The sequence below is a fragment of the Anaerosphaera aminiphila DSM 21120 genome, assembly GCF_900129925.1.
Classification (GTDB): domain Bacteria; phylum Bacillota; class Clostridia; order Tissierellales; family Peptoniphilaceae; genus Anaerosphaera; species Anaerosphaera aminiphila.
Window position 1 is genome coordinate 17859 of the sequence record NZ_FQXI01000015.1, and the last position, 26178, is coordinate 44036.

Sequence of the window (26178 nt, forward strand, 5' to 3'; positions counted from 1 at the left end):
TAAATAAGCAATTTGATATAATTGTACTATATTATAAACAAAAATTGAGAGGGAGGTATAATATAAAATAAGAGATACTATTAAATATAGTAATTGTAATAGAATTTGGATGTTTAATTTTTTCGTAATTGTGAAGATTATATTAATAGTTGAAAATTTAGTGAACCTAAATATTCGGTTTAATATTTTAGGAAAAGTATGGCGATTAAGAAAATATGGATGATAGAAATAAGTTAAATGCAAATAAATTTAAGTGAAGAGACAGTATATAAGTAAAGGATTAATGTAAAATGAGTTTAATAAGGCAATTATTTTAATTTAATGACTTGCGTTAAAGATAAATTATATAAGAAAGTATTATTTCATCAGATGAAGATACTAAAAATTAAATAATTTAAATTATCATTACATTTATTTATATTTACATTTATTTATATTTGGTTGAAAAAATTAGAAAAGGTGATAGATAGGTATGAGTAAAAAAAGACAGATAAGTTGGCTATTAATAATAGCTATGCTATTAGATTTAATAGTAGCAACAGGAATGACATTTGCAGAAGAAACAGGGATAGATATAGGGGGACATGCAATAATAAATGCTGAAGAAACAAGTGTTATAAAATCAGGAACTTCAGAAAAGTTACGTATATTTGATGATTCAGGAATACAAGTGCAAGAAATTAATGTGGGAGATTCTTTATTTCTTCGATATACATTTAAGATAGATGATTCTTATGCTCCCAATGTAAAAGCTGGAGATTATTTTAAAATTAAGGCACCTGCAACTAAGTATTTTGATACAAAACATTTTAAGGGGTCTTTATTAGATGGCGATATTAAAGTAGGAGAATATGAACTTATTAATTCTAACCCAGATCAATATTATATTAAAATTACCTTTAATGAAAATGCAGAAGGAAAGACTACAATAGATAATGGGTTCTTCGAATTTAAGGCATCAGTCTATTCTACAGGAGATGATCTTGTAATTGGAGAAGATGCTGAGGGAGAGGTTAAAGTAGATGTTACTGTTGATTCAAATGAACCGGGAGTTGATCCAGGTGAACCAGAAGTTGATCCAGAGAATCCAAGCCTTGGAGGAATTGATGAGAAACCTATAATTGATAAAACGGGAAGCCAACATGGCAATGCTAATGAAATAGCATGGGGATTAAAGATAAATTATGACCAAATTTATAATTTAGTAACTTATAACCCGCAAATGGCAATAGAACAAAGAAAGAATATGCTATTAATAGATGAACTTCCGGAAAATGTATTAGTTGATAGGAATAGGAAACTTGAAGATCAGATTGATATAAAAATACCGGTATATGCACCTACTCCTACTGGAGAGATGAGTGGATACAGTCTTGTTTCGCTAAAAGTAATACCAACGCTTAAAATGCCAGAAGAAGGACAATCTTATGAAGATTATAAGAAAACAATGAGAAACTCTGCTGAACCAACTGTAGGATGGTATTTTAATGAAAAGACCAATAGAGAAACAGTAATATTAGCTTTTGGTGATTTACCTGGAAATGGACAAACATATCATAATTTTGCTGGCGGTAAAACTGGCTTTGAAGCATTAATAGATGCAGACAAAAATTTAAATGATGAACAAAAATCACAAACAAAGATAATATATGGTGAAACTGGTCCTACGCAAGGTCAAGTTATAGGATATGATTTATCAATAGTAACAATGGTAGTTGGACCAGATGGACCATATAAGAATACAGCTAGATTAGAATGGAATGAAGGAGTCGGAGAAGAAGCTGGTGGAGAAGTAGAATTTATAGGAGTAGATGGTGGAATTAATACTAGTAATAAAGTTCTAATCAGAGCAGAAAAATTATGGGAAGATGAAGATAATGCTGGAAATACCAGACCTAATAGTATTCAAGTACAATTAAAAGCAGATGAAGAAAACATAAAAGATACTGAAGAATTAAAAGGCTTGGTAACTTTGGATAAAGAAAATAATTGGGAAACTTCTTGGGAAGAACTACCAAAATATAAAATTACAAAAGAAGGAGCATCTGCAATAGATTATACTTTAGAAGAGGTTAATAAACCAGAAGGTTATACTTCTGTGATAGATAAGATAGAGGGAAAAAAAGGCGATAAGTTTACCATAGATTTCAAAGTGACAAATACCTATACTCCAGGAGAACAGCCGGCTCCTGAAACAACAAAAGTTGAGGGAGAAAAAACTTGGGATCATGGAAATAATCCAGAAGAAAATAGGCCTAAAGAGATAGTAGTTGAACTATGGAAGACAGTAGGTGGAGAATTCACACAAGTTACGGATAAAACAATTACAGTAACTCCAGATGAAAATGGTGACTGGAAATATAGTTTTGAAAATCTTCCTAAATACGAAAATGGAGAAGAAGTAATATATTCAGTAAAAGAACAGCCAGTGCCGGATTACACAAATGAAATAAAGGGATATGATATTGAAAATACTTACAATCCTTTAAAAACAACTGTACATGTTACAAAGAGTTGGGACGATAAAAACAATCAAGATGGAATACGTCCAAAGAGTATAAAAGTTCAACTCTATGCAGATGGCGAAAAGCATGGTGAAGAAGTAGAATTAAATGAATCCAATAATTGGAGTCATTCATGGACTAACCTAGATAAAAAAGCTAAAGGGGCAGAAATAAAGTACACAGTAAAAGAAGTATCTGTTCCAAATGACTATGATGTAACAATAAATGACAGCAATTTAGGTGTTATAGTGATTGTAAATAAGCATACTCCAACAACACCGCCAACAATACCTCCAACGAATCCTACACCTGAAATAGACATAGATGGGGAAAAAACTTGGGAGGATTACAACAATGAAGGTAAGCGACCAAGTAGTATAGTGGTAAATTTATTAGCAGACAATGTAATAGTTAGAACAAAAACAGTTACACCTGATAGCAATGGAAACTGGAAATACAGTTTTACAAATCTTCCAAAGTATAAAAATGACAAATTAATAAAATACACAGTTGAAGAAGTAGTGCCTGAAAACTATGAGGCAAGTTATAGTGGATACAACATAAAAAATAGATACACAGAAGAAGATAGAAACATTACAGTAAAAAAAGTGTGGAATGATGAAAACAATAAAGACAATCTTCGTACAGACAGTATAAAAGTGCAACTCTATGGCAATGGTGAAAAGTATGGAGAAGTAATAGAACTAAATGAAAGCAACAACTGGAGTCATAATTGGACAGGACTTAAAAAAGTTGTAGATGGAAGAGAAGTAACCTATACAGTAAGAGAAGTTGAAGTTCCAAGTGGATATGAAGTAAATTATGACGAAAGTGTAAGAGGAAGTGTTACAATAACCAACACTTATAAACCAATAACTACAACAGAGAAATCAAACGAGGAACCAACTGAAGAATCAAAAGCAAAAGAAGAATCAAAACCGGAAGAAGCAGTAAAGGCTTTAAAACTTTCAAATATACTTCCAAAAACTGGAGTAGGAGCAATGACATCATTGGCAACTTCGGGAATATCACTTTTGGCAGTGGGAATGTATTTGTTAAAGAAAAAGAAATAAAAATAAGTAAAAATTGCGCTAAGAATTAAAGTTTTTTATAAGAGTAGAAATATATTTCTACTCTTATTTTTTTAATATATCTTAAAAAGACATGTTTTTAGTATTGTATAAATATACATAAAAATATACATAAGAGTCCTATACTAAAGTAGAACAGTACTTAAATGAGGAATTGAAATAATTAAAGTTAAAATTTACATATAATGTACCAAAAGACAGTACACTTAAAGTAAATATTAAAGTGGTTACACATTAGTAAAATAGAGATTCGCATTGATTATAATACTATTAGTGTTTATAATGGATATATGAATTAAACAATACAAGTGGAATTTTTACAATTATATTGTAGAAAAATATAAAAATAGTTTTATAGTCTTAGTATAATATTTAACGGCAGTGATTTTAAAGGGATTAGTCAAAATCTAAATAGTATATAAACTGACTTCGTTAGAAATGTATTGTAGATTTTTAAGAATTTAAAGTCAAAAATTAGTAAAATAGTGCTATAAGATTAAATTGAGTAAAGCATTTATTAAAAGTATTTATAATAAAAAGAGAAGGAACATGAAGGGACTGGTAGTGCAAAAACAGTTATTAAGTGTGAAACATAGATATATTTTATAAGATTTATAAATGAAGTAAGTGTAATAATAAATATTTATGTGGCCGATAAAAACAGAAATAATCTATATTAAAAAATAGGTATGGATTGTAGTTAAATATTTGATATTAAAACAATAGAAATATTTAACTAATTATAATTAATAAAAGGAAGGACAAAAAATGAAAAAATTTAAAAGACAGATAACAATTGTTTTACTGCTAGCTATGGTTTTTTCGAACATTCAACCATTAATTTCTTATGCAAATTCAAATGCAAATTCAAATAATTTTGAAGCGGGCAGCTTAATAGGTAGTGAAGTTGGAAATGTAGAGAGCCAAAAAAATGTAGAGTCTAAAAATTCACTAGAATCAGAAAGGGATGTAATTTTAGAAGAAAGTAAGTTTTCATATGATGAAAATAAAAATGAAGACGAAGAAGTAAAAGACATAGAGGAAAGTGAAATAGATCCGGAAATAAATCCAGAGGAAACGAATCCTGAAACAGAAAATCCGGAAGAAAATATGGATAAACCACAAAGTGGAGAAACTGTAGACTTTTTAGTTACGAAAGAATGGGAAGAAGGTCTATTTCAAAATAAACCACTTTTTATAGCAGTGAATTTACTTGCTGATGGGAAAAAAATAGATGAAGTACGTATTTCTGAAGAAGACAATTGGAAATATACATTTGAAAATCTTCCTAAGTATAAAAATGGCGAACTAATAAAATACACAGTTGAAGAAGAACCGATACCTTATTATAAAAGTAGTATAGACTATGTAAGTGATGCTAATGCAGTTATTACAAATACATACATGTTAGGTTTATTTAATGATGAAGTGAGCTCAAAAAGAGAAGCTAAAAATATAGGAGTAAAGCTTAAGGGAAAAGATGGGAATGAAGCAGTAGACCAAATTTCTGTTATATTTGCTAAGTTTAATGAAAATCATGAGTGGGAAATAATTGAACCAGGAGAAGATGGAAAAATTCCGGATATATCATTAAAAGTAGGAGAAAGTTTGGAATTTACAATTAATTGGGAAATTACTGATATTTTAAAAAAAGGTCTAGTAACTGGAGATTGGTTTGAATTCGATTTACCAAGTGATTATTTTAAATTTAATGAAACAACAAAACCTGTTGATATAAAAGCGGAAAATGAAGTCACTGGTGTAGAGGAAGTTATCGGAACCTATGAAATAGTAGCAGCAGAAGGAGAAAATCTGGCTAAATTTAAAATTGTATTAAATAAAAATGCTACGGGAAAAAGCGCTATAACAGGTGGATATCTTAAGGTTACAGGAGAAGCAAAAGAAATAACAAAGGAAGATACAATAATACATGTTGGAGAACAGGCTTTTCCGGGAATTGACATTGGTGAAAAACCTATGGAAGAATTAGGAGATACTAAACCAATTAAAAAAAATGGTTGGCAAAATAGAGATAAAGAAACAGTAACATGGGAAATACTTGTAAACTATGAAGATTATAGAAAAATATATAATAATGAAGAGCAAAACATTGGCACAAAAGAAAATCTTATAGTAATAGATGAATTACCGGCTGGAGTAGAATTTAGAAAAGACATTAGTGATATAGATTTAGCTATGCCAATTTACGCTGCTATGCCTGAAGGTAGTACAGATAAAGATGGAAACAATATTGAAGGAAATGTGTCATCTACTATTGTAGAAGGTGGTTGGAATAACTACGGTGTGCTAGGAAATGACTCTTTCCCGAAAATGGACCAAAAGGAAGGAGAAATATGGGACGATTTTAAAATAAGATTTGAAAAAGATTCATCACCAATATCTTATGGAATTTTTATAGATAAGGATGATTATAATAGAAATAAGGTTATATTTAATTTTGGAAATTTGCCAGGAGATTTAAAAAGTCCGAAAAAACTAGAAGGTCTTGAAGGAATAAATTCTCTTATAGAGGGTGATAATAAGTTAACCGCTACTCAAAAAACTAAGACTAAAGAAGCCTATAAGAGAATATTTGATGCAACAAAAACAGCAGAATCACCTGAAGGAACTGGTGTAATTGGTTTTAGATTGGTATTTAAAGACCTATGTGTGCTAGAAAGTGTTCCAAGTGGAGAGAAGCTTGAGAATTCAGCTACTATAAAATGGACTGGCGAAGACCTTACAGATGATGCGGAACCTGTTACCTATAAGAAACTAGAAGCAGGAGGTGGTTTTAAAGATGCACAGTCTGTAACTATTAAAAAATTAGAAGACGGTACTGAAAAAACACTGGCAGGAGCTAAATTTAAACTAGAGAAAAAAAATGATAAATCTGGAGACTGGACAGAGTATACGCCAGATGATGGCGGAGAACCTGAAAGAATCACTGATGAAAAAGGGGAAGTTATATTTAGAGACTTGTCGAATGGTGAATATAAGGTAGTAGAAGTAACGCCACCATTTGGATATACTGATGAAATTGTATTTTTAGATGGTAAGGACACATTTACTATAGATGGTACAGAAACGGAAACTATACTTATTACGGCTTATAATGAACCGGAATATATAGACGTTGAAGGTGAAAAGACTTGGGATGATGGAGATGACAAAGATGGTATTCGTCCAAATGAAATAATAGTTAAACTATTACAGAATGGTACAGAAATAGACCATATGAATGTAAATGAATTAGATAATTGGAAATACATTTTTTATAACTTGAGAAAATATGATGAAAATGGAAATAAATATCAGTATTCTATTGAAGAAGTAAAAGTTCCAGGATATGAAACTATAATTGATGGATATAATATAACAAATAAATTAAATGTTGTTTCTTTAGAAGGACAAAAGACTTGGGTTGATGGAAATAACCAAGATGGAAATAGACCTGAAAGCATAGTTGTAGAACTATATAAAACAGTAGCTGGAAAAACTGACAAAGTAAAAGATATTACAGTAACTTCAGATGGAAATGGTGACTGGAAATATAGCTTTGATAATCTTCCTAAATATGAAAATGGAGAAGAGATAACATACTCAGTAAAAGAAAAACTTGTGCCAGGATATACAAGTGAAGAAACAACTGGATATGGTATTAAAAACAGCTATACACCTGGTAAGACGCAAGTTGAAGTAACGAAAAGCTGGGATGATGCTAATGATAAAGATGGTATTCGTCCAATAAGTATTGAAGTAAAACTATATAAAACTGCAGATGGAATAAAGACCCTTGTAGATACACAGACACTAAATAAAGAGAACAACTGGAGTTACAAGTGGACTAACTTACCTGAAAAAGAAAACGGGAAAGATATAGTCTATACTGTTGAAGAAAGTGGAGTTCCATCAGGCTATGTAAGTAGTCAAAAAGAAAGCTCAAAGGGCAATATAGTAATAACTAATACACATACCCCAGAAAAACCACCAATAACACCTCCAACGAATCCAACACCTGAGATAGATATAGATGGAGAAAAAACTTGGGATGATTATAACAATGAAGGTAAACGACCAAGTAGTATAGTGGTAAACTTATTGGCAGACAATGTAATAGTTAGAACGAAAACAGTAACACCTGATAGCAATGGAAATTGGAAATACAGTTTTACAGACCTTCCAAAGTATAAAAATGACAAACTAATAAAATACACAGTAGAAGAAGTAGTGCCTGAAAACTATGAGGCAAGTTACAGTGGATACAACATAAAAAATAGATACACAGAAGAAGATAGAAATATTACAGTAAAAAAAGTGTGGGACGATGAAAACAACAAAGACAATCTTCGCCCAGACAGTATAAAAGTACAACTCTATTGCAATGGTGAAAAATATGGAGAAGTAATAGAACTAAACGAAACCAACAACTGGAGTCATAATTGGACAGGACTTAAAAAAATTGTAGATGGAAGAGAAGTAACCTATACAGTAAGAGAAGTTGAAGTTCCAAGTGGATATGAAGTAAATTATGATGAAAGTGTAAGGGGTAGTGTTACAATAACCAACACTTATAAAAGGATAACTACAACAGAGAAATCAAACGAGGAACCAACCGAAGAACTAAAAGCAAAAGAAGAATCAAAGCAGGAAGAAGCAGTAAAATCTTCAACACTTTCAAAGATACTTCCAAAAACTGGAGTAGGAGCAATGACATCACTTACAGTTTCAGGAATATCACTTTTGGCAGTGGGAATGTATTTGTTAAAGAAAAAGAAATAAAAATAAGTAATAGGTTAAATAGCTGAGGTAATTTACTCAGCTATTTTTAATGGTATAATAGAAAAGATAAAAATTAATTGTAGGAGATAATATGAACAAGAAAAAAATACTGGGAGTAGTTTTATTAATAGCGGGAGTATTGTTAATAAGCATGCCCTATTTAACTATAAGAAGTTTAAACAGCAATTCGCAGCAAGGCGTAGATTATTTTAACAAGTTAAATGCAGAAGATATTTTAAAGAACAACAGAGAAGTAGTTGAAGATGAAAACTTTAATTTTGAAAGTGTAGAGGAAATTTCTCCGATGAGAGTTTTATTAGACCCCAGTAAAATTAATCCAAAGTTAATTGTAGGTCAAATTACAATTAAAAGTATAGATTTAGATTTAACTGTATTTAAGGGAGTTAGTGAAACTAATTTACTTGCCGGTGCGGGAACTATGAAGCCAAGTCAAATTATGGGTGAGGGAAATTATGCAGTAGCCGGTCACAACTCCAGAAAAGGTGCACTTTTTTATAAGTTAGACCAAGCTAAAATAAATGATATTATAAAAATTACAGATAAAGAAAATATCTATGAATATAAAATTTACGACAGAAAAATTGTTTCACCAACGGCTCTTTACATGATTGAAAATGCAGAGGCAGATAAAAGAGGTGGTCCAATAATATCTCTTATGAACTGTTACTACGAAAATGGGAAAAACACAGGCAATAGATATTTTGTACTGGGAGATTTAGTAAATATCTATGATTATGATGAAAGTAAAATGTAGTGGAAATGTGGAAATATTAATTTAACTAATATTTAATAGTTTTATCATAAATTCTTATGTTTTTTAAGTTAATATAACTATAAGAATAAAATGTAAAGGACAAATTATATGAAAAAAGTATTTAAAATAATTATAGCTTTAGTTTTAATATTAGCTGTGGCAGTAGTTGGAATTAAAGTGATAGGTGGCAACAATTTAAAAAAACTGGACTACCACTCAAAAAACATTTACGTATATGACAGAACCAATGAAAAGGAACTACTTTCTATAAAGGCAGATGAAAGAGTATATCCTGCATCTCTAGTGAAAATTATGACGACCTTAGTTGCAGTTGAGAATATAAGTGATCTTTCTGAAATAGCGCCTGTAGATGTGGAAACTTATAAGAGAATGAACAGCAGTAACGCATCAATGGCGGGATTTTATGGAAGAGAGAGGGTAACTTATAGAGATTTGTTATATGGGACAATGCTGGCCTCTGGTGGAGAGGCGGCTAACTCTTTGGCAATAAATATTTCAGGCTCTGTAGATAAATATGTAGAGATGATGAATGATAAGGCTAAGGAATTAGAGTTAAAAAATACTGCCTATAAAAATCCGGAGGGCCTTGATGTAGAGGGGCAATATTCTTCTGCAAAAGACATTGCAATGATTGTAAATTCAGCTTTAAATAATAATGACTTTAGAGCAGTATTTACTAAGAAGTCCTACACAACTACGAAGACACTAGACCATCCAAGTGGAATTGTTTTAAAGTCCACTGTTTTAAGTAAGCTAGATGAATATGAGCAAGATGGATTTGAAGTTTTAGGTGGAAAGTCAGGAACTACGCTTGAAGCGGGAGAGTGCTGGGCAACGCTATCTAAAAAAGGTGAGAATGAATATATTATAGTTGTCATGGGTTCGGAACTTGATAATATAAAAGACCTACACTACTACCAAGTTGAAGATACATTAAATATTTTAAACAATATAAAATAAAAATAACCTAGTTGAAATTTCAACTAGGTTATTTTTTTAAGCTTCTTCTGTAACTTCTGACTTGTTAAGTGAATCTACAAGTAAGTTAACATCTAATCCATGAACCATTGATGCTTCTTCAAGAGTTTCCATTTGGCTTGCAGGACACATTACACATCCCATTCCAAAACTCATAAGAGTTCCAATAGATTCCGGTTTATTAGCAAGGATTTCTCCTATAATTGTATCTTTAGTTACTTTCATATACATCCCTCCAAGTATATTATACCACTATTTTCAGTTTTTAAATTCTAAAATTGAAAAACTTCTGAAGTTTTCAGGACTTTCATCTCCAACATAATATCCTAATACAATTTTATGTTCTTTAGAAGGGTCAATCTTAGATGTAAGTGAACTTAAATTTAAGTTGCTCTGTGCACTTTCAAAGTGTGTCTCTTCGCCTTGTTCTACTTTTATAACAGGTGTAAAGTTAAGTGAACCCTTGATTTTAAAAAGTAGAGGAACTATTTTCACACTGTTGCTGGACTCATCATATTCTACTTTTGCAGAAAATTGTCTTTCGTCTGTAGAAAGTAATACTACAGATTTTATATTTGATGTGAAGTCATCCATTGAAATGCTTTTTTTCTCGCCGATTTTAAATTCTTGCATATTAGTTAAAGTGTCAACAGCAAAACTTTTAAAGCTAACATCTTCTCTTTCAATTAAGTCGGTTGCATCAACTTTTTCAGATTTAATTACTATTGTCTTAGTATCTTCTTTATAGTCTACATAAAATCCAATTGTCTTACCTAAGTCTCTAAGTTTGTAGTAGTTATTTCCGTTGATAAAATAGGCGCTGTAGTTTACTACTTCTCCATCAATATAGACTTTTTGAGAAGATTTTTTAGATTCTATTTCGCTATTTTGGGATATAGTTAAGTCTGTTGGAAGTTTAGTGTAGCTTTTATTTCTAGTGATTTCAATAGAGTTTTTACTGTCGTTGTAATCAACGCCAAATGCCACATCTGTTCCACTTAATATTGCAGCAATATCTCTTAGTTTAAAGTAGTTGTTGCCATCAATGCTATATCCTTCAAGTTCAATTTTTTGACCGTCAAGAGTTACATCTTGGTCTGTTGGTACTACTTTTGCACTAACTGTAGTTCCCAGTAAGAGTACAAATAATAGTGATAATAATAGTGTTTTTTTCATTTGCATACCTCCAATTTGATTATATATAATATACAGATTTAAGTAAAGGAGTTACTTCAGGTTTGACAGGTAGTTAATTAAAAGTTCAGAAACTTCAATGTTTACTTCTTTAACTTTTTTTAAGTTTTTGTACATTGTAAAGTTCCCGGCACCAGTAGACCTGTAGTTATTCATTACCAGTTTAAAAGTATCTGTATCAGAAATAAGTTTTTTATTATAGTAAATATCTCCTATTTTATTGTAGTTTTCATTTTTTAAGTTAAGTTCAAATTCTATTCCATAAAAGAAGTCAAAGTTATAGTGTTCTACTTTAGGTAGTAGAAATTTTTTAGCAATTTCAAATTTTCCATTAACATATTCAATGTAAGTGTAATTTTGTTCCAGAGCAGCTCTTAAATTTTTGCCGTCAATTTCTAAAACTACAAGAGTATTTGGAAATCTATAGGTTAAGAGTACGTCTCGAATAGTTACATTTTTATTAAATCCCTTTATTTCATTGGCAAAGGAGGTAATTGAAATGTCTGCATCTGCAATTTCAATTTGTGCTCTATTAATAAAATCGGCAAGATCTGAACCCTTCATAGCCATAGTTAACTTATCTTCAGGTAGATAATCTCTATCTAAAGTGGTAAGTGGACTGTCTAAGAAGTCTTGAGTTTTAAGGTCCAGTTCTCTAAATTTATTGTAAATATTTTTATCAGGTTTAGAAGTTGGCGCTTTTGATGTGGAGTTAACTGTGTTGTCTTCTAAATTTATACCAATTTCAATATATTTTTCTCCATTTGCAGGGCACTGAACAAGGTGAGTGTTCTCAATTTTAAGTGAGGGAACATCCATATGCTGATGAGCAGTTAAAATTAAATCAAAGTTTAATTCTCTGGCCATTTTTGCAGCTATATTCTCGTCAGTGTCAGACAACTTTTCAAAGGTGTGTATATCTTCTTCTATGCCGCCGTGGTAGATACAAATTTTAAAATCTGCGTCTTTAATTTCTTCAAGGACTTTTTTGGCAGTTTCAAATGTATTTGAAATTTTAAAGTTTTTTAAATACTCAGGTTTTTCCCAAAGTGAAACCCAATCAGTTACAAGCCCTGTAATGGCAACTTTTTTACCTTCAATGTTTAAAATTACATAGGGCTTAATTTTAATATTTCCAAGAGTATCTTCAACATTGGCACAAATACACTGAGCATTAAAATTATTAGTGTAGTTTAAAAGGTACTCATATCCATAGTTAAAGTCATGGTTTCCAAGTGTGTAGAAGTCGTATTTTACTTCTGACATAATATTTCCAATTGACTTGGAATTATTTTTAGTTTTCATATAGTAGTCAAAGGCAGAGCCCTGAAGAGTATCTCCGCCGTCGATTACAATAGTATTTTCATCTCTTGCAAATGAATTTGCCTCACAGAGTAGTCCTGTGTTTTTATAGTTTCTATCAAGATAGTCAGTTGGGAAAAAATATCCGTGAATATCTGATGTAAAGTAAATTTTCATAGTTACTCCTTAATGACCTTTTACAAGTTTAGATCTTACTCTAGTGGAAAACAGTTCAATGACTAACACTAGAATAATAAGTCCCAGCAGTATTGCTCCAACTTGGTTCCACTTATATGCGTTCATTGCAAATATTAATGGTGCTCCGATTCCTCCGGCGCCAACAAGTCCAAGAACTGTTGCATCTCTTAAATTTATATCAAATCTATAGATAGTTGTAGATATAAAGTTGGCACTTAGCTGTGGGAATACACCGTATCTAATTTGTTCAAAGGTGTTACAGCCAAGGGCTAGTAGAGATTCTAAAATTGACTTATCTAAGTCTAAAATTGTATCGGAAAATAATTTTGTAAGCATTCCAACGGATATAAAACTCATAGTTAAAAGTCCTGCAAATGCTCCGGGACCTGTAACTCTTATAAACATAAGTCCGTATATTAGTGATGGAATAGTTCTAACCATCATTATAAAAAAACGTGTAATAGCACTTACAGGTTTGGGAACTATATTTGAAGAAGATAAAAATGCCAGGGGAATTGAAATAATTGCCCCTATAATAGTTCCTAAAAAAGCTATACATATAGTTTCAAGGAGCATATATAATACACCTTGCTTTGTAAAGTTAAAGAGCAAGTTAAAGTCAGGATGTAGTATTCCTGAAAATATATTTTTAGCTATACTCATTCCTGAGCCGGAAGATAAGTCGTAGCCTCCTGCAGCTCCCAGCGACCAAATAAAAAGTCCTAGAACAATTAATGTAATTGTAATTATTCTTCCTTTTCTATTGGGTTCTTCTTTTAATTTTAAATTTATATTATCCATATTGTACCTCAATTTAATTTGTTTCTAAAATAAGAGCTGATGTTTTCAATTACAAATACAGTGACAAGTAGACAAAGTAGTATTGTACCTGTGCTGTTGTAATCTCTCCAACCTATATTTTCATTTAGAAGAAGTCCCAGTCCACCTGCTCCAACGTATCCAAGTATGGCGGCATATCTTACATTTCCCTCAAAGTTATATAGGGAAGTTGAAATGTATATTGGAAGAATTTGTGGAACTACTCCCTTTATAAATGCCATTACTTTAGTAAATCCCATTGAAATCATGGCCTCGAAAGCTCCCATGTCCACAGTTTCTATTTGCTCATAGGTGAGTTTACCCACATATGAAAATGAAAATATAAATATTGCAATAGTGCCGGCTAGAGTTCCAAGTCCAAATATATAAGTTGCAATAAGTGCATTTACCAGTGTTGGAATTGTTCTAAGCACAGAGAATAAAAGTCTTATAATCCAATTTACAACCTTATTATCTACCATATTAGTAGAGGCTAAAAATGCGAAGGGCATTGCCACAATTGCTCCTAAAAAAGAACCTAGAAAACTCATTTTAATAGTATCTTTTAAGGGGTTTATCACTTGGGGCAAATAATCTAAATTGGGTTTAAATATTTGAGCCAGTATTACAAAAAACTGATTTGCATTTGTAAATAAAGTATTTAAGTTAAAACCTGTTATTTTAATTGCAAGTATGGAAAACAAAATAAATATTGGAAGTATTACAATGAGGTGTGAACGATTTTCGTATACAGTAGCTCCTGATTTAAGAGTTAGTTTTTTAGGGGGAAGTACTTTATTAAAGAGTTTCATATTTATTCCTCCTCATTAAAGTGTAGTTCACCGGCATCTTCGCCGTAAATTGTCTTTAAGACAGATTCATTAACTCCCTCAGATGGGCCGTCATATACAATTTTTCCCTCGCTTATTCCAACGACTCTTGTGGCGTATTCCAAAGCCAAGTCAACGTGGTGAATATTTATTAGGATTGCAATATTTTTTTTAGTATTTATTTTTTTAAAGTAGTCCATTACTTGCTTTGCATTAATTGGGTCTAAGCTGGCAACAGGTTCATCAGCAAGAATTATCTTGGGATTTTGTGCAAGAGTTCTGGCTAGTGCAACTCTTTGCTTTTGACCACCTGACAGTTGGTCGGCTCTTGCATAGGCCTTGTCCAATATATCTACCTGTTCTAAAGCATCTAGCGCTTTTAACTTATATTCTTTGGGAAATATTCCAAAAAATGAGCGAAGAGGATTTAAATCGGGAACAAAGGCAGTCAATACATTTTTAATTACTGTAGTTCTCTCTACAAGGTTAAAAGATTGAAATATCATACCAATGCTACGCCTAAACTTTCTAAGTTCTCTGCCCTTTAAGGTAGAGACATTTAAGCCATCTACTGTAAGTTCTCCACTTTGAATATCGTGCATTTTATTTATAGTTCTAATAAGTGTGCTCTTTCCTGCACCGGAACGACCTATAATAGCTACAAATTCGCCATCGTCAATAGTTAAATTAATATTGTCAAGGGCTTTAAATCCGCCTGGATAAATTTTATCTACATTTTTAAATTTAATCATATTAAACCTTTCTAAAATAAAATAAGGACCGAGAAACTAGAATTTCTCAGTCCTTAAAAGATTAATTGCTCTTAAGACTTTTTAAGAGTTCCTGTGCTTCTCTTTCAGAATCATAGTTTTTGGAATCTGCTTTTTCATATCCTGTGTGACTGTATATAGATATGATTTCTTTTCCCTCTTCAGTATTTCCTATTTCAATAAAAGCTTTTATTAGAGCTTCTTTAAATTCGTCAGTCATAATCTTTGAATTCTTTGATACAGAAATAGTGTCATTATATATTTTATCAGTAACTCCAATTACATTTGTCTCATCCCAAATTGTACTTGCTCTATTCCAATCACTTTGCCAGTTTTCAGCGTAGTCGTTTCTAACGTCTGCAAAGCCCACTAACACATCAACTTGACCTGAAGCAAGTCTGGCCATAGCTGAGCCGTAAGAATCAGACTGAACAGTAGTTGTAAGGTCTGTGATTGACTTCTCGTAGTTGTCTTGAAGCCAAAGAGTAGGATATATATATCCTGCAGGAGATGAAGAACTCATTACAGACCACTTAGCAGAGTTTAGATCATCCCAAGTGAGCTTTTCGCCATTGTTAATTTTAGCTGACAGCTCTTGTCCCTTTTCAGAAGGGCCTGCTAAAATAAGTGCTCTATAAAAAGTAACTTGATTGTTTTCATCTAAAGTAGTCGGCTTATTTTTATTCCACTCTATGGGCTCATCAGAATCAACTGAAAGTCCATCACGAGTTGCAGTTAAAATTACTTCTGCTGCATCGTCATATAGCACATAAGTGCCACCTGGAATAAATCCAATATCTACAGAGCCTGCACTTAGTGCTTCGCCAGTAGCTTCGTAGTTTGTGCCAACTGAAATATCTATATTTTGAACAGTATATCCCTCATCAGCTAATTTTTTAGTTAAAATTTCCTTTAATGGTTCAGTTTGAGTTACTATGTCGTCAGGATTTCTAGATGGGACAAATTGAATAGATAGAGTTTCAATAGTTTTTGAATCGCCAGTAGATTGTTCTGCATTTTTACCAGAACATCCAGTAAGTACAGAGAACATTAAAATTAAACTCAGTAGTGTTGCAGTTTTTTTCATAGATAATACCTCCGTTATTTTTTAAAATTTGTAAAATTAAAACTAAAATAATTATATCAGATTGCAATATAAATTTGTGAAGTGAATTAATATAATCTATTATTAAAGGTGAAGTAAATATATTATGTATAGGAAGGAAAAAATAATGTAATTTTAATAGTTGAAAAATGAGAAAAAGCAAGCTGGTGAACATATGAAAAAAACAGTTGTAAATTTCTAAATAGCTTATTAAAAGAAATAAAACTTCCCAAAGTATTGTTGATATTAAAAGTTTATTTTGCTATAATGAGTTTAAAGATGAAATTAGTTTTACAATATGGAATTACATATGAGGAGGTGTAAATTTTGAGTGGTGCAATAATGACAATTGGAACAGTAGGAGATGCTTTAAAAATTTCTGCGTCAGGTCTTACTATAGTATTTTTAACATTAGTAGCGTTGGGAATTTTTGTTACTATTATTTCTAAAGTAGTAGGTTCAATTGATAAATCAGCAAAAAAGGACACTAAAGAAGCGACACAACCATCAAAAGCAGTGGTGGAAGATAAACAGGATGGAGCATTAATAGCTGCAATTATAGGAGCTGTAAGTGCTGAAACAAAATTATCTGTAGATAAATTCACTATAACTTCAATAGAAGAAAAAAAATAAAATTAAAAAATTAGAGAGGATGTTAAAAAAATGAAATATCAAGTAAAAGTAGATGGAAGAGTGTATGAAGTAGAAGTGGAGAAAGTGACTGGAGGATCTAAGTCTTTAACAATGGCAGACTTTGGAGCACCTCAGGCAGCACCAGCACCACAAGCGGCACCACAAGTAGCTCCTCAAGCAGCACCGGCACCAGCTCAAGAAGCTCCTAAAGCAGCATCAACAGGTGGAGAACAAGTTCTTTCACCAATGCCAGGAAATATATGGAAACTTGTTGCAACTGAAGGTTCACAAGTACAAGCTGGAGATGTAATTCTTATCTTAGAAGCAATGAAGATGGAAAATGAAATCGTAGCACCAGTTGCAGGAACAATTTCATTGAAGGTAACTCAAGGAGAAACTGTAGACACTGACCAACTTCTAGCTGAAATTAAATAATTTATATAAGTTATTTAATTTTTAAAAGAGAAGAATACAAAATGTGAAAAGGGAGTAAAAAATGAGTTTTTTTAGTATATTATCTGAGATATTGTCTCAGTCAGGCTTTGCACATCTGGAATGGAGAAACTGTGTAATGTTTCTAATAGCTTTTATACTTATATATTTAGCTATTAGAAAGGGATTTGAACCATTACTACTTCTTCCGATTGCTTTCGGTATGCTACTTGCAAATTTACCTGAAGCTGGACTTATGACAGAAGCAGAACCTTGGTATGATTCAGGTGTTCTGAGAATTATATATAGTGGGGTAAAGTCAAATTTATTCCCATGTTTAATATTTATGGGTGTAGGAGCAATGACTGACTTTGGTCCGTTAATTGCAAATCCAATATCACTACTATTGGGATCAGCAGCACAATTTGGTATTTATACTGCGTTTATTATTGCAGTGGCTTCAGGACTGTTTACAATGGAAGAAGCTGCTTCAATTGCAATAATCGGTGGAGCTGATGGACCTACAGCTATTTACACAACAAATACACTTGCACCACACTTACTTGCACCTATTGCCGTAGCGGCATATTCCTACATGGCTTTAATTCCGCTAATTCAACCGCCAATCATGAAAGCACTTACCACTAAAAAAGAACGTGAAACAAAAATGGTTGAACTTAGAAAGGTTTCTAAGACAGAAAAGATTGTATTCCCAGTGGTTGTAGTACTATTTACAGCACTATTATTACCATCTGTAGCACCACTACTAGGATTACTAATGTTAGGAAACTTATTTAAAGAGTCAGGAGTAGTTGACAGATTGTCAGACACAGCTCAAAATGCTCTTATGAATATAGTTACAATTATGCTTGGACTTACTGTTGGAGCAACTGCAAATGGAGAAATTTTCTTAAGTGTACAAACAATAGCAATTATTGCACTAGGACTATTTGCCTTCGCATGTTCAACAGCAGGTGGAGTTCTATTTGGAAAAGTACTATACTATGCAACTGGTGGAAAGATAAATCCACTTATAGGAGCAGCAGGAGTTTCTGCAGTACCTATGGCAGCACGTGTAGCTCAAGTTGAGGGAAGAAAATACAACCCTACTAACTTCTTGTTGATGCACGCAATGGGACCAAACGTTGCAGGAGTTATAGGCTCTGCTGTAGCAGCAGGGGTATTTCTAATAATGTTTGGCTAATAAAAATACGATTGAGAATCTAAGGGTTCTCAATTGTTCCATGTTTAGATATAATAAAGGAAGTTATGAAAAAATATGAGGAGGAATTACTTTGAGTAAAATTTATAGTTTAAAAGATGCTATAAGTAAATTCGTAGAAGATGGAGACGTAATGTCTTTTGGTGGATTTACAACTAACAGAAAACCTTATGCAGCAGTTTATGAAATTCTTAGACAAGGTAAAAAAGATTTCATAGGTGAAGCAGGCCCAGCAGGTGGAGATTGGGATATGTTAATTGGAGAAGGAAGAGTTAAGGCTTATATAAACTGCTATACTGCAAACTCCGGATACACTAACGTATCAAGAAGATTTAGAGCAGCTGTTGAAAAGGGAGAACTTCTTATGGAAGACTACTCTCAAGACGTTGAAATGTTAAGACTTCACGCAGCATCACTTGGACTTCCATACCTACCAGTAAAACTTATGATGGGTACTGACGTTGCAGAAAAATGGGGTATTTCAAAAGAGCAAAGAGAAACTGTTGAAAAATTACCTAAAGATAAATTCTTTTATGTAGATAATCCTTTTGTTGAAGGAGATAAAGTTATAGCGGTTCCAGTTCCAAAGATTGACACTGCAGTTATTCACGTTCAAATGGCTTCTCCAGACGGAACATGTAGAATTCTTGGAGATGAGTTCCATGATGTTGACATTGCAGTTGCTGCAAGAAAGACAATTGTAACTTGTGAAGAACTGGTAAGTAATGAAGAAATTAGAAAAGAACCTAATTTAAACAGTATTCCAGGATTCTGTGTTGATGCTATAGTTCATACACCTTACGGTGCACATCCTTCACAATGTTATGACTACTATGACTACGATGCTGACTTCTACAAGATGTACAACGTTGTAAGTAAGACAGATGAAGATTTCGCTGCTTACATGAAAGAATGGGTTTATGACATAGAAGATCACAGAGATTATTTAAATAAATTAGGAGCAAATAGAATTATTGATTTACACATTGTTCCAGGCTTTGGATATGCTACAAATGTTCTAAAGGAGGAAAAATAATGGCAAGATACGATAATTATACAAATAAAGAAATGCAAGCGGTTACTATTGGAAGACAAATTCAAGAAGGTCAAATAGTAATAGTTGGAACAGGACTTCCTCTAATTGGAGCGGCACTTGCTAAGAGAGTTTTTGCACCAAGCTGTACACTAATTGTGGAAAGTGGACTAATGGACTGTGCACCAATTGAAGTTCCAAGATCAGTTGGAGACAACAGACTAATGGCTCACTGTGCAGTTCAATGGCCAAACGTAAGATTTATTGGATTTGAAGCTTGTGAGTGGCAACATGATAAACAAAGAATGGTGGCATTTATCGGTGGAGCTCAAATTGACCCTTACGGAAATGTAAACTCAACAGTTATTGGAGATTACAACAATCCTAAAACTAGATTTACAGGATCAGGTGGAGCTAATGGGATTGCAACATATACTAACACTATAATAATGATGCAACATGAAAAAAGAAGATTTATGGAAAAAATAGATTACATCACATCTCCAGGTTGGATGGACGGTCCTGGAGGACGTACAAAAGCTGGTATTCCAGAAAATGTTGGTCCACAAATGGTAGTAACAGACAGAGGAATTATGAAGTTTGATGAAAAGACTAAAAAGATGTATCTTGCTGGATACTATCCAACATCAAGCCCTGAAGATATAATTGAAAATACAGGATTTGATATAGATGTTTCAAAGGCTGTTTTACTTGAAGAACCTGAAGAGAGTGTAATAAAACTTATCCGTGAAGAAATAGACCCAGGACAAGCTTTCATTCAAGTTCCAAGAGACTAATAAGGAGGATATAATGGGACAATATTCAATGAACTCTTATTTTAAAAATATGAGTACGATTGGTGCACCACTAAAGGCTAATGATGAAGAAAATATAGAACTAGTTAGAAAAGTTGAACAAGAAATTTATGAGCACATCGTTACAGCTCAAAAAGCTGGTAAATCTGATGAAGCTCTTAATGAATCAGGACAGTGGACAGCATTACAGCGTGTTGCTGAACTAATAGATGAGGGAACTTGGTGTCCACTAAACTCATTATTTAACCCAGAAGAAAATGACAATGGCTCAACAGGAATTGTAAAGGGTCTTGGCAGAATCAACGGAAAATGGGCAGTAATAGTTGCTTCAGATAATAAAAAACTTGCAGGAGCATGGGTTCCAGGACAAGCTGAAAATTTAATCAGAGCTAGTGATACAGCTAAGCGCTTGAGAATTCCTCTAGTGTATATACTAAACTGTTCTGGCGTTAAATTTGACGTTCAAGAAAAAGTTTATCCAAATAGACGTGGTGGAGGAACTCCATTCTACAGAAACTCTGAATTAAACCAATTGGGAATTCCAGTTATTGTTGGAATTTATGGAACAAACCCAGCAGGTGGTGGATATCACTCAATTTCACCTACAATATTAATTGCTCACAAAGATGCTAACATGGCAGTTGGAGGAGCAGGAATACTTGGCGGAATGAACCCTAAGGGATATATTGACGAAGAAGGAGCTAACCAGATAGCAGATGCAACAATGAATGCTAAAAAGACAACTCCTCCAGGATCAGTAAGTGTACACTTTGCTCAAACTGGATTCTTTAGAGAAGTATACGTAGAAGAAGAGGGAATGCTTGAAGGTATTAGAAAATATATAGATATGATTCCATCATATGACTTAGATTTCTTTAGAGTAGATGATCCGAAAACTCCGGCATATAACCCAACTGACTTATATTCTCTAGTTCCTATGAACCCTAAAAAAACTTATAATATCTATGAAGTAATGTCTAGATTATTTGACGGTTCTGAATTTATGGAATACAAAAAGGGATATGGCCCTGAAATGGTAACAGGACTTGCAAAAGTTGGCGGACTTCTAGTAGGAGTTGTAGCTAACACTCAAGGACTATTAGTAAACTATCCTGAATACATTGAAAAAGGTGTAGGTATAGGTGGAAAACTCTATAGACAAGGTCTAATAAAGATGAATGAATTTGTTACTCTTTGTGCTAGAGATAAACTTCCTATAGTTTGGATTCAAGATACATCTGGAATAGATGTTGGTGATGATGCAGAGAGAGCTGAATTACTTGGACTTGGACAATCACTAATCTATTCAATCCAACAATCAGACCTTCCTCAACTAGAAATTACACTTAGAAAAGGTACAGCTGCAGCACACTATGTACTAGGTGGACCTCAAGGAAATGATACAAATGCATTTAGTTTAGGTACAGCTGCTACAGAAATAAACGTAATGAATGGTGAAACAGCTGCAACTGCAATGTATTCAAGAAGACTTGCAAAAGACAAAAAAGCTGGAAAAGACTTACAACCAACTATTGATAAAATGAACAAATTAATTCAAGAGTATGTTGAAAAATCTAAACCGCTATATTGTGCAGAAGCAGGACTTGTTGATGAAGTTGTAAATATGAACTTATTGAGAAACTATATAGTTGCATTTACAGAAAGTGCATATCAAAATCCAGAATCAATCTGTCCAGTACACCAAATGTTACTACCAAGAATAATAAGAGATTTTGACAATTTATATTCAAAATAAATTGGAAAGAGACTTTAAATAGCTGAATTTATAAAAAATAGGTCTTAGTTTTTAAAACTAGGACCTGTTGTTTTTAAAAGTTATATTTAAACTAATAAAAAGAAAAGGTTTTTAAAAGTATAACAAAAATATTGAATATTTAAAATTCCCATTTTAAAATTGTTGTTATCTTGACTATAGATTAAATAAAAGAAAAAAGTGGAGTACATATTTTGTAATAGAGTAAAATAGCACATTACACAAGGAAACCTGCAAACGTTCTATTTGACAAAGATGTAAATAAATAGTACAATATAATCGCCAAAATATTGGAAGATTATTGTAATTTTTATTAATTATGTATAGTTGAGAGGGGATTAAATGGTAGATAATATTTACACAATGGGCGTTGACATTGGTTCAACAGCTTCAAAGGGTGTAATACTAGAAGATGGTAAAAAGGTTATAGCAACTGCTGTAGTTGATGTAGGTGCGGGAACTTCAGGTCCATCAAGAGTTATTAAAATGGTTTTAGAAAATGCAAACCTTAAAATAGAAGACATAAAATTTATAATGGCTACAGGCTATGGAAGAAATTCTTTAGAAGAAGCCGATTTTCAAATGTCTGAACTTTCATGCCATGCTAAGGGAGCTTATTTCCTATTTCCCAATGTTCACACAATTATTGATATTGGTGGACAAGATGCCAAGGCTCTTAAAATTGGAGATGGGGGAATACTTGAAAATTTCGTAATGAATGACAAGTGTGCTGCCGGAACAGGAAGGTTTTTAGACGTTATTGCACGTGTTTTAGAAGTTGGAGTTGGAGACTTAGAAGCACTAGATGCCAAGGCTACAAAAGATGTAACTATTAGTTCGACTTGTACAGTTTTTGCTGAGTCAGAAGTTATTTCTCAGTTGGCAAAGGGAACTAAGATAGAAGATATAGTAAAGGGAATTCACTACTCTATTGCAAGTAGAGTTGGGAGTTTAGCAAAGAGAGTTGGATTAAAAGACGATGTAGTTTTCACTGGGGGAGTAGCTCTAAACAAGGGAATGGTTAGAGCACTGGAAGCAAACTTGGGCTACAAAGTTCACACTAGTCCAATGTGCCAATTAAATGGAGCGCTAGGCGCTGCTTTATTTGGATATCAAAAATATAAAACTGCACTTAGAAAAGAAAAAGTAGCAAATTAATTGTATAACTTTTATATTTAGGAGGAAAATATGAATAAGAAAGTATTAGAAAAGATACCTGGTATAAAACCAAGACCAGTAGAAGGCCGTAAACCTGCTGCAGCTATGTTAAGAGATGTAGTAGATATGGTATATGGCAATGCATGGGATGCTAAAGAAAGAGGAGAACTAGTTGGATGGAGTTCTTCAAAATTCCCAATTGAACTGGCAAAAGCTTTTGACTTAAACGTAGTTTATCCTGAAAACTGGGCAGCTACAACTGCTGCAAAAAAAGATGGACTTAGAATGTGTCAAGCTGCAGAAGATATGGGATATGACAATGATATCTGTGGGTATGCTAGAATTAACTTGGCATATGCTGCGGGAGAGCCTACAGACTCAAGAAAGATGCCTATGCCGGACTTTGTTCTATGTTGTAACAACATCTGTAACATGATGACTAAATGGTATGAAAACCTTGCTAGAATGCATAATATACCAATGATTATGATAGATATTCCATTTTCAAACACAGTGGAAGTTCCAGAAGAAAAAGTAGACTACATGGTTGGACAGTTTGAACATGCAATAAAACAACTAGAAGAATTAACAGGCAAAAAATTTGACGAGAAAAAATTTGAAGATGCTTGTGCTGTTGCAAACAGAACTGCGTCTGCATGGTTAAAAGCTTGTTCTTATATGCAATATAAACCATCACCACTAAGTGGATTTGACTTATTTAACCACATGGCAGACATTGTAGCTGCTAGATGTGAAGTTAAAGCAGCTGAGGGATTTGAACTTTTAGCAGAAGAGTTTGAACAATCAGTTAGAGAGGGAACTTCAACTTGGGAATATCCAGAAGAACACAGAATATTATTTGAGGGAATTCCTTGCTGGCCAGGACTTAGAGCTCTATATGAACCATTAAAAAATAGCGGAGTTAACGTAACAGCAGTAGTATATGCTCCGGCATTTGGATTTAGATATGACGGAATTAGAGAAATGGCTGCAGCTTACAGTAAAGCACCATGTTCAGTATGTATTGAAACTGGAGTTGAATGGCGTGAAACTATGGCTAAGGAAAATGGAATAAGTGGAGCACTAGTTAACTACAACCGTAGTTGTAAACCATGGAGTGGTGCTATGCCTGAAATCGAAAGAAGATGGAAGGAAGACTTAGATATTCCAGTAGTGCATTTTGATGGAGATCAAGCCGATGAGAGAAACTTCTCTACTGAGCAGTACAACACTAGAGTTCAAGGACTAGTAGAGATAATGGACGAGAGAAAAGCTGAAAGAGAAGCTAGAGGCGAAGATGTTTATACAAACTTTGACAATACAAAAGAAACTGATTGGTCAAAATCAACTATAGATTAAGGAGTTAGCCATGAGTGAGATAAAAAATTTATTAGAACAATTTGAATTTTATGCAAAAAATCCAAGAAAACAACTTGACAAATATCTTGGTGAAGGCAAAAAAGCAGTAGGTGTATTTCCATACTACGCTCCTGAAGAAATAATATATGCAGGCGGAATGGTGCCAATGGGAGTTTGGGGTGGAACAGGTCCAATTGAAAAGGCAAAGGAATACTTTCCAACATTTTACTATTCAATGGCTTTGAGATGTTTAGAGATGGCATTAGATGGAACACTTGATGGACTATCTGCAGCTATGCTTACAACATTAGATGACACATTAAGACCACTATCTCAAAACTACAAAGTAAGTGCCGGAAGAAAAATTCCAATGGTATTTTTAAATCATGGACAACACAGAAAAGAAGAATTTGGAAAAGTGTACAATGCTAAAATTTTCACTAAAGCTAAAGAAGAATTAGAAAGCATTTGTGACGTAAAAATAACAGATGAAAATCTAAAAAAAGCTTTTGAAGTTTACAATGAAAATAGAGCATTAAAAAGAGAATTTATAAAACTTGCTGCAACACATCCGCAAACTATAAAAGCTTCAGATAGATCTAATGTATTAAAAAGTGCTTACTTTATGTTAAAAGATGAACACAATGTAATACTAAAACAACTAAATGAAGAATTAAAGGCGATTCCTGAAGAAGATTGGGATGGAAGTAGAGTTGTTACAAGTGGTATTATCACTGATAACCCGGCACTACTAGAAGTATTTGATAACTATAAAATTGCCATAGTTGCAGATGACGTTGCTCATGAGTCAAGAGGACTTAAAATAGATATAGATATGTCTATAGAAGATCCAATGCTTGCTCTAGCAGATCAATTTGCTCGTATGGACGAAGATCCAATACTTTATGACCCTGATATTTGGAAGAGACCTGAGTATGTAGTTAATTTAGCTATAGATAATGACGCAGATGGATGTCTATTATTTATGATGAACTTTAACGACACTGAGGAAATGGAATATCCATCTTTAAAACAAGCATTTGAAAAAGAGGGAATACCTTTAATAAAAATGGGATATGACCAACAAATGGAAGACTTTGGACAAGTTAAAACTCAACTTGAGACATTTAACGAAATGGTTCAATTAAATAGAATGTAATATAAAAACAGCTACTTAAAATTATTAAGTAGCTGTTTTTTGGTGAAAGAAAACCCTCAGTTAAACTGAGGGTTTAATATTTAAGGTTCTATAATAAATGTTGGGGTAACCACTCCAACATTTATTTTTTTGCAAAAAAAGAATGCACGTATTCCAAAAATCCTTTACCATATAAAGTGACTAAACCAAATAGAAAGGGTGAAATACGTGCAAGATAATTATAT

General features: G+C 32.9%; 20 protein-coding genes. 13 read left to right on the plus strand and 7 right to left on the minus strand.

Translation table 11 applies throughout. The features are described from left to right. The first annotated feature begins 472 nt into the window (after positions 1 to 472). The 4 genes from BUB47_RS08450 (at position 473) to BUB47_RS08465 (ending at position 10133) form a co-directional block, all read left to right on the plus strand. Positions 473 to 3577 carry a Cna B-type domain-containing protein gene (locus BUB47_RS08450; RefSeq protein ID WP_073185380.1) on the plus strand — a complete coding sequence of 1035 codons (3105 nt, stop codon included), beginning with the start codon at positions 473 to 475 and terminating at the stop codon, positions 3575 to 3577. Between the two features lie 786 nt (positions 3578 to 4363). Further along, positions 4364 to 8377, plus strand: a complete 4014-nt coding sequence (locus BUB47_RS08455) for a Cna B-type domain-containing protein (protein WP_073185382.1) — start codon at positions 4364 to 4366, stop codon at positions 8375 to 8377. A 91-nt stretch (positions 8378 to 8468) separates the two neighbouring features. Then, entirely contained in the window at positions 8469 to 9152 is a 684-nt protein-coding gene (locus BUB47_RS08460) for a class A sortase (RefSeq protein ID WP_073185384.1), read from the plus strand. 108 nt (positions 9153 to 9260) lie between these two features. Beyond that, a complete protein-coding gene (locus BUB47_RS08465) occupies positions 9261 to 10133 on the plus strand; it encodes a D-alanyl-D-alanine carboxypeptidase family protein (protein ID WP_073185386.1) in 873 nt (290 codons plus the stop codon). Between the two features lie 36 nt (positions 10134 to 10169). Here the strand turns inward: BUB47_RS08465 and BUB47_RS08470 are convergent, their stop codons facing one another. The 7 genes from BUB47_RS08470 to BUB47_RS08500 all read right to left on the minus strand — a co-directional run bounded on the left by BUB47_RS08470 (position 10170) and on the right by BUB47_RS08500 (position 16351). Further along, positions 10170 to 10376: a DUF1858 domain-containing protein gene (locus tag BUB47_RS08470; RefSeq protein WP_073185387.1), complete on the minus strand. Its 207-nt coding sequence runs from the start codon at positions 10374 to 10376 to the stop codon at positions 10170 to 10172. Positions 10377 to 10409: 33 nt separating this feature from the next. Further along, complete coding sequence (locus tag BUB47_RS08475; protein ID WP_073185389.1) at positions 10410 to 11327, minus strand: hypothetical protein; 918 nt, start codon at positions 11325 to 11327, stop codon at positions 10410 to 10412. 51 nt (positions 11328 to 11378) lie between these two features. Then, positions 11379 to 12824 carry a bifunctional metallophosphatase/5'-nucleotidase gene (locus tag BUB47_RS08480; protein WP_073185391.1) on the minus strand — a complete coding sequence of 482 codons (1446 nt, stop codon included), beginning with the start codon at positions 12822 to 12824 and terminating at the stop codon, positions 11379 to 11381. 9 nt (positions 12825 to 12833) lie between these two features. Continuing rightward, a complete protein-coding gene (gene phnE / locus BUB47_RS08485; protein ID WP_073185392.1) occupies positions 12834 to 13646 on the minus strand; it encodes a phosphonate ABC transporter, permease protein PhnE in 813 nt (270 codons plus the stop codon). Positions 13647 to 13654: 8 nt separating this feature from the next. After that, entirely contained in the window at positions 13655 to 14476 is an 822-nt protein-coding gene (phnE, locus tag BUB47_RS08490; RefSeq protein ID WP_073185394.1) for a phosphonate ABC transporter, permease protein PhnE, read from the minus strand. Between the two features lie 2 nt (positions 14477 to 14478). Continuing rightward, positions 14479 to 15246, minus strand: coding sequence for a phosphonate ABC transporter ATP-binding protein (phnC, locus tag BUB47_RS08495; RefSeq protein WP_073185396.1), 768 nt, complete (start codon positions 15244 to 15246; stop codon positions 14479 to 14481). 61 nt (positions 15247 to 15307) lie between these two features. Continuing rightward, positions 15308 to 16351, minus strand: a complete 1044-nt coding sequence (locus BUB47_RS08500) for a PhnD/SsuA/transferrin family substrate-binding protein (protein ID WP_073185399.1) — start codon at positions 16349 to 16351, stop codon at positions 15308 to 15310. 345 nt (positions 16352 to 16696) lie between these two features. On the opposite strand from BUB47_RS08500, the gene BUB47_RS08505 reads away from it, so the two are divergent. The 9 genes from BUB47_RS08505 (at position 16697) to BUB47_RS08545 (ending at position 25954) form a co-directional block, all read left to right on the plus strand. Further along, positions 16697 to 17002 (plus strand): OadG family protein, encoded by a 306-nt coding sequence (locus BUB47_RS08505; RefSeq protein ID WP_234945655.1) that lies wholly within the window; start codon positions 16697 to 16699, stop codon positions 17000 to 17002. 30 nt (positions 17003 to 17032) lie between these two features. Then, a complete protein-coding gene (locus tag BUB47_RS08510; RefSeq protein ID WP_073185400.1) occupies positions 17033 to 17437 on the plus strand; it encodes a biotin/lipoyl-containing protein in 405 nt (134 codons plus the stop codon). Between the two features lie 61 nt (positions 17438 to 17498). Then, positions 17499 to 18638 (plus strand): sodium ion-translocating decarboxylase subunit beta, encoded by a 1140-nt coding sequence (locus BUB47_RS08515; RefSeq protein WP_073185402.1) that lies wholly within the window; start codon positions 17499 to 17501, stop codon positions 18636 to 18638. 91 nt (positions 18639 to 18729) lie between these two features. Next, positions 18730 to 19692: a glutaconate CoA-transferase subunit A gene (gctA, locus tag BUB47_RS08520; RefSeq protein ID WP_073185404.1), complete on the plus strand. Its 963-nt coding sequence runs from the start codon at positions 18730 to 18732 to the stop codon at positions 19690 to 19692. Beyond that, positions 19692 to 20486: a glutaconate CoA-transferase subunit B gene (gene gctB, locus BUB47_RS08525; RefSeq protein WP_073185405.1), complete on the plus strand. Its 795-nt coding sequence runs from the start codon at positions 19692 to 19694 to the stop codon at positions 20484 to 20486. Before gctA ends, gctB begins: the two co-directional genes overlap by 1 nt. Positions 20487 to 20499: 13 nt before the next feature. Then, on the plus strand, positions 20500 to 22260 hold the full coding sequence (locus BUB47_RS08530; RefSeq protein WP_073185407.1) for an acyl-CoA carboxylase subunit beta: 1761 nt from the start codon (positions 20500 to 20502) through the stop codon (positions 22258 to 22260). A 360-nt stretch (positions 22261 to 22620) separates the two neighbouring features. Next, complete coding sequence (locus BUB47_RS08535) at positions 22621 to 23436, plus strand: acyl-CoA dehydratase activase (RefSeq protein ID WP_073185409.1); 816 nt, start codon at positions 22621 to 22623, stop codon at positions 23434 to 23436. 30 nt (positions 23437 to 23466) lie between these two features. Next, positions 23467 to 24795, plus strand: a complete 1329-nt coding sequence (locus BUB47_RS08540; protein WP_073185410.1) for a 2-hydroxyacyl-CoA dehydratase subunit D — start codon at positions 23467 to 23469, stop codon at positions 24793 to 24795. A 10-nt stretch (positions 24796 to 24805) separates the two neighbouring features. After that, the gene (locus BUB47_RS08545; RefSeq protein ID WP_073185412.1) at positions 24806 to 25954 is read left to right on the plus strand and encodes a 2-hydroxyacyl-CoA dehydratase subunit D; all 1149 of its coding nucleotides are present in this window, start codon (positions 24806 to 24808) and stop codon (positions 25952 to 25954) included. Positions 25955 to 26178: the final 224 nt, after the last annotated feature.

Coding starts and splice junctions, on each gene's coding strand:
- BUB47_RS08450 (WP_073185380.1), top strand. CDS start 473: ATGAGTAAAAAAAGACAGATAAGTTGGCTATTAATAATAGCTATGCTA.
- BUB47_RS08455 (WP_073185382.1), top strand. CDS start 4,364: ATGAAAAAATTTAAAAGACAGATAACAATTGTTTTACTGCTAGCTATG.
- BUB47_RS08460 (WP_073185384.1), top strand. CDS start 8,469: ATGAACAAGAAAAAAATACTGGGAGTAGTTTTATTAATAGCGGGAGTA.
- BUB47_RS08465 (WP_073185386.1), top strand. CDS start 9,261: ATGAAAAAAGTATTTAAAATAATTATAGCTTTAGTTTTAATATTAGCT.
- BUB47_RS08470 (WP_073185387.1), bottom strand. CDS start 10,376: ATGAAAGTAACTAAAGATACAATTATAGGAGAAATCCTTGCTAATAAA.
- BUB47_RS08475 (WP_073185389.1), bottom strand. CDS start 11,327: ATGAAAAAAACACTATTATTATCACTATTATTTGTACTCTTACTGGGA.
- BUB47_RS08480 (WP_073185391.1), bottom strand. CDS start 12,824: ATGAAAATTTACTTTACATCAGATATTCACGGATATTTTTTCCCAACT.
- phnE (WP_073185392.1), bottom strand. CDS start 13,646: ATGGATAATATAAATTTAAAATTAAAAGAAGAACCCAATAGAAAAGGA.
- phnE (WP_073185394.1), bottom strand. CDS start 14,476: ATGAAACTCTTTAATAAAGTACTTCCCCCTAAAAAACTAACTCTTAAA.
- phnC (WP_073185396.1), bottom strand. CDS start 15,246: ATGATTAAATTTAAAAATGTAGATAAAATTTATCCAGGCGGATTTAAA.
- BUB47_RS08500 (WP_073185399.1), bottom strand. CDS start 16,351: ATGAAAAAAACTGCAACACTACTGAGTTTAATTTTAATGTTCTCTGTA.
- BUB47_RS08510 (WP_073185400.1), top strand. CDS start 17,033: ATGAAATATCAAGTAAAAGTAGATGGAAGAGTGTATGAAGTAGAAGTG.
- BUB47_RS08515 (WP_073185402.1), top strand. CDS start 17,499: ATGAGTTTTTTTAGTATATTATCTGAGATATTGTCTCAGTCAGGCTTT.
- gctB (WP_073185405.1), top strand. CDS start 19,692: ATGGCAAGATACGATAATTATACAAATAAAGAAATGCAAGCGGTTACT.
- BUB47_RS08530 (WP_073185407.1), top strand. CDS start 20,500: ATGGGACAATATTCAATGAACTCTTATTTTAAAAATATGAGTACGATT.
- BUB47_RS08535 (WP_073185409.1), top strand. CDS start 22,621: ATGGTAGATAATATTTACACAATGGGCGTTGACATTGGTTCAACAGCT.
- BUB47_RS08540 (WP_073185410.1), top strand. CDS start 23,467: ATGAATAAGAAAGTATTAGAAAAGATACCTGGTATAAAACCAAGACCA.
- BUB47_RS08545 (WP_073185412.1), top strand. CDS start 24,806: ATGAGTGAGATAAAAAATTTATTAGAACAATTTGAATTTTATGCAAAA.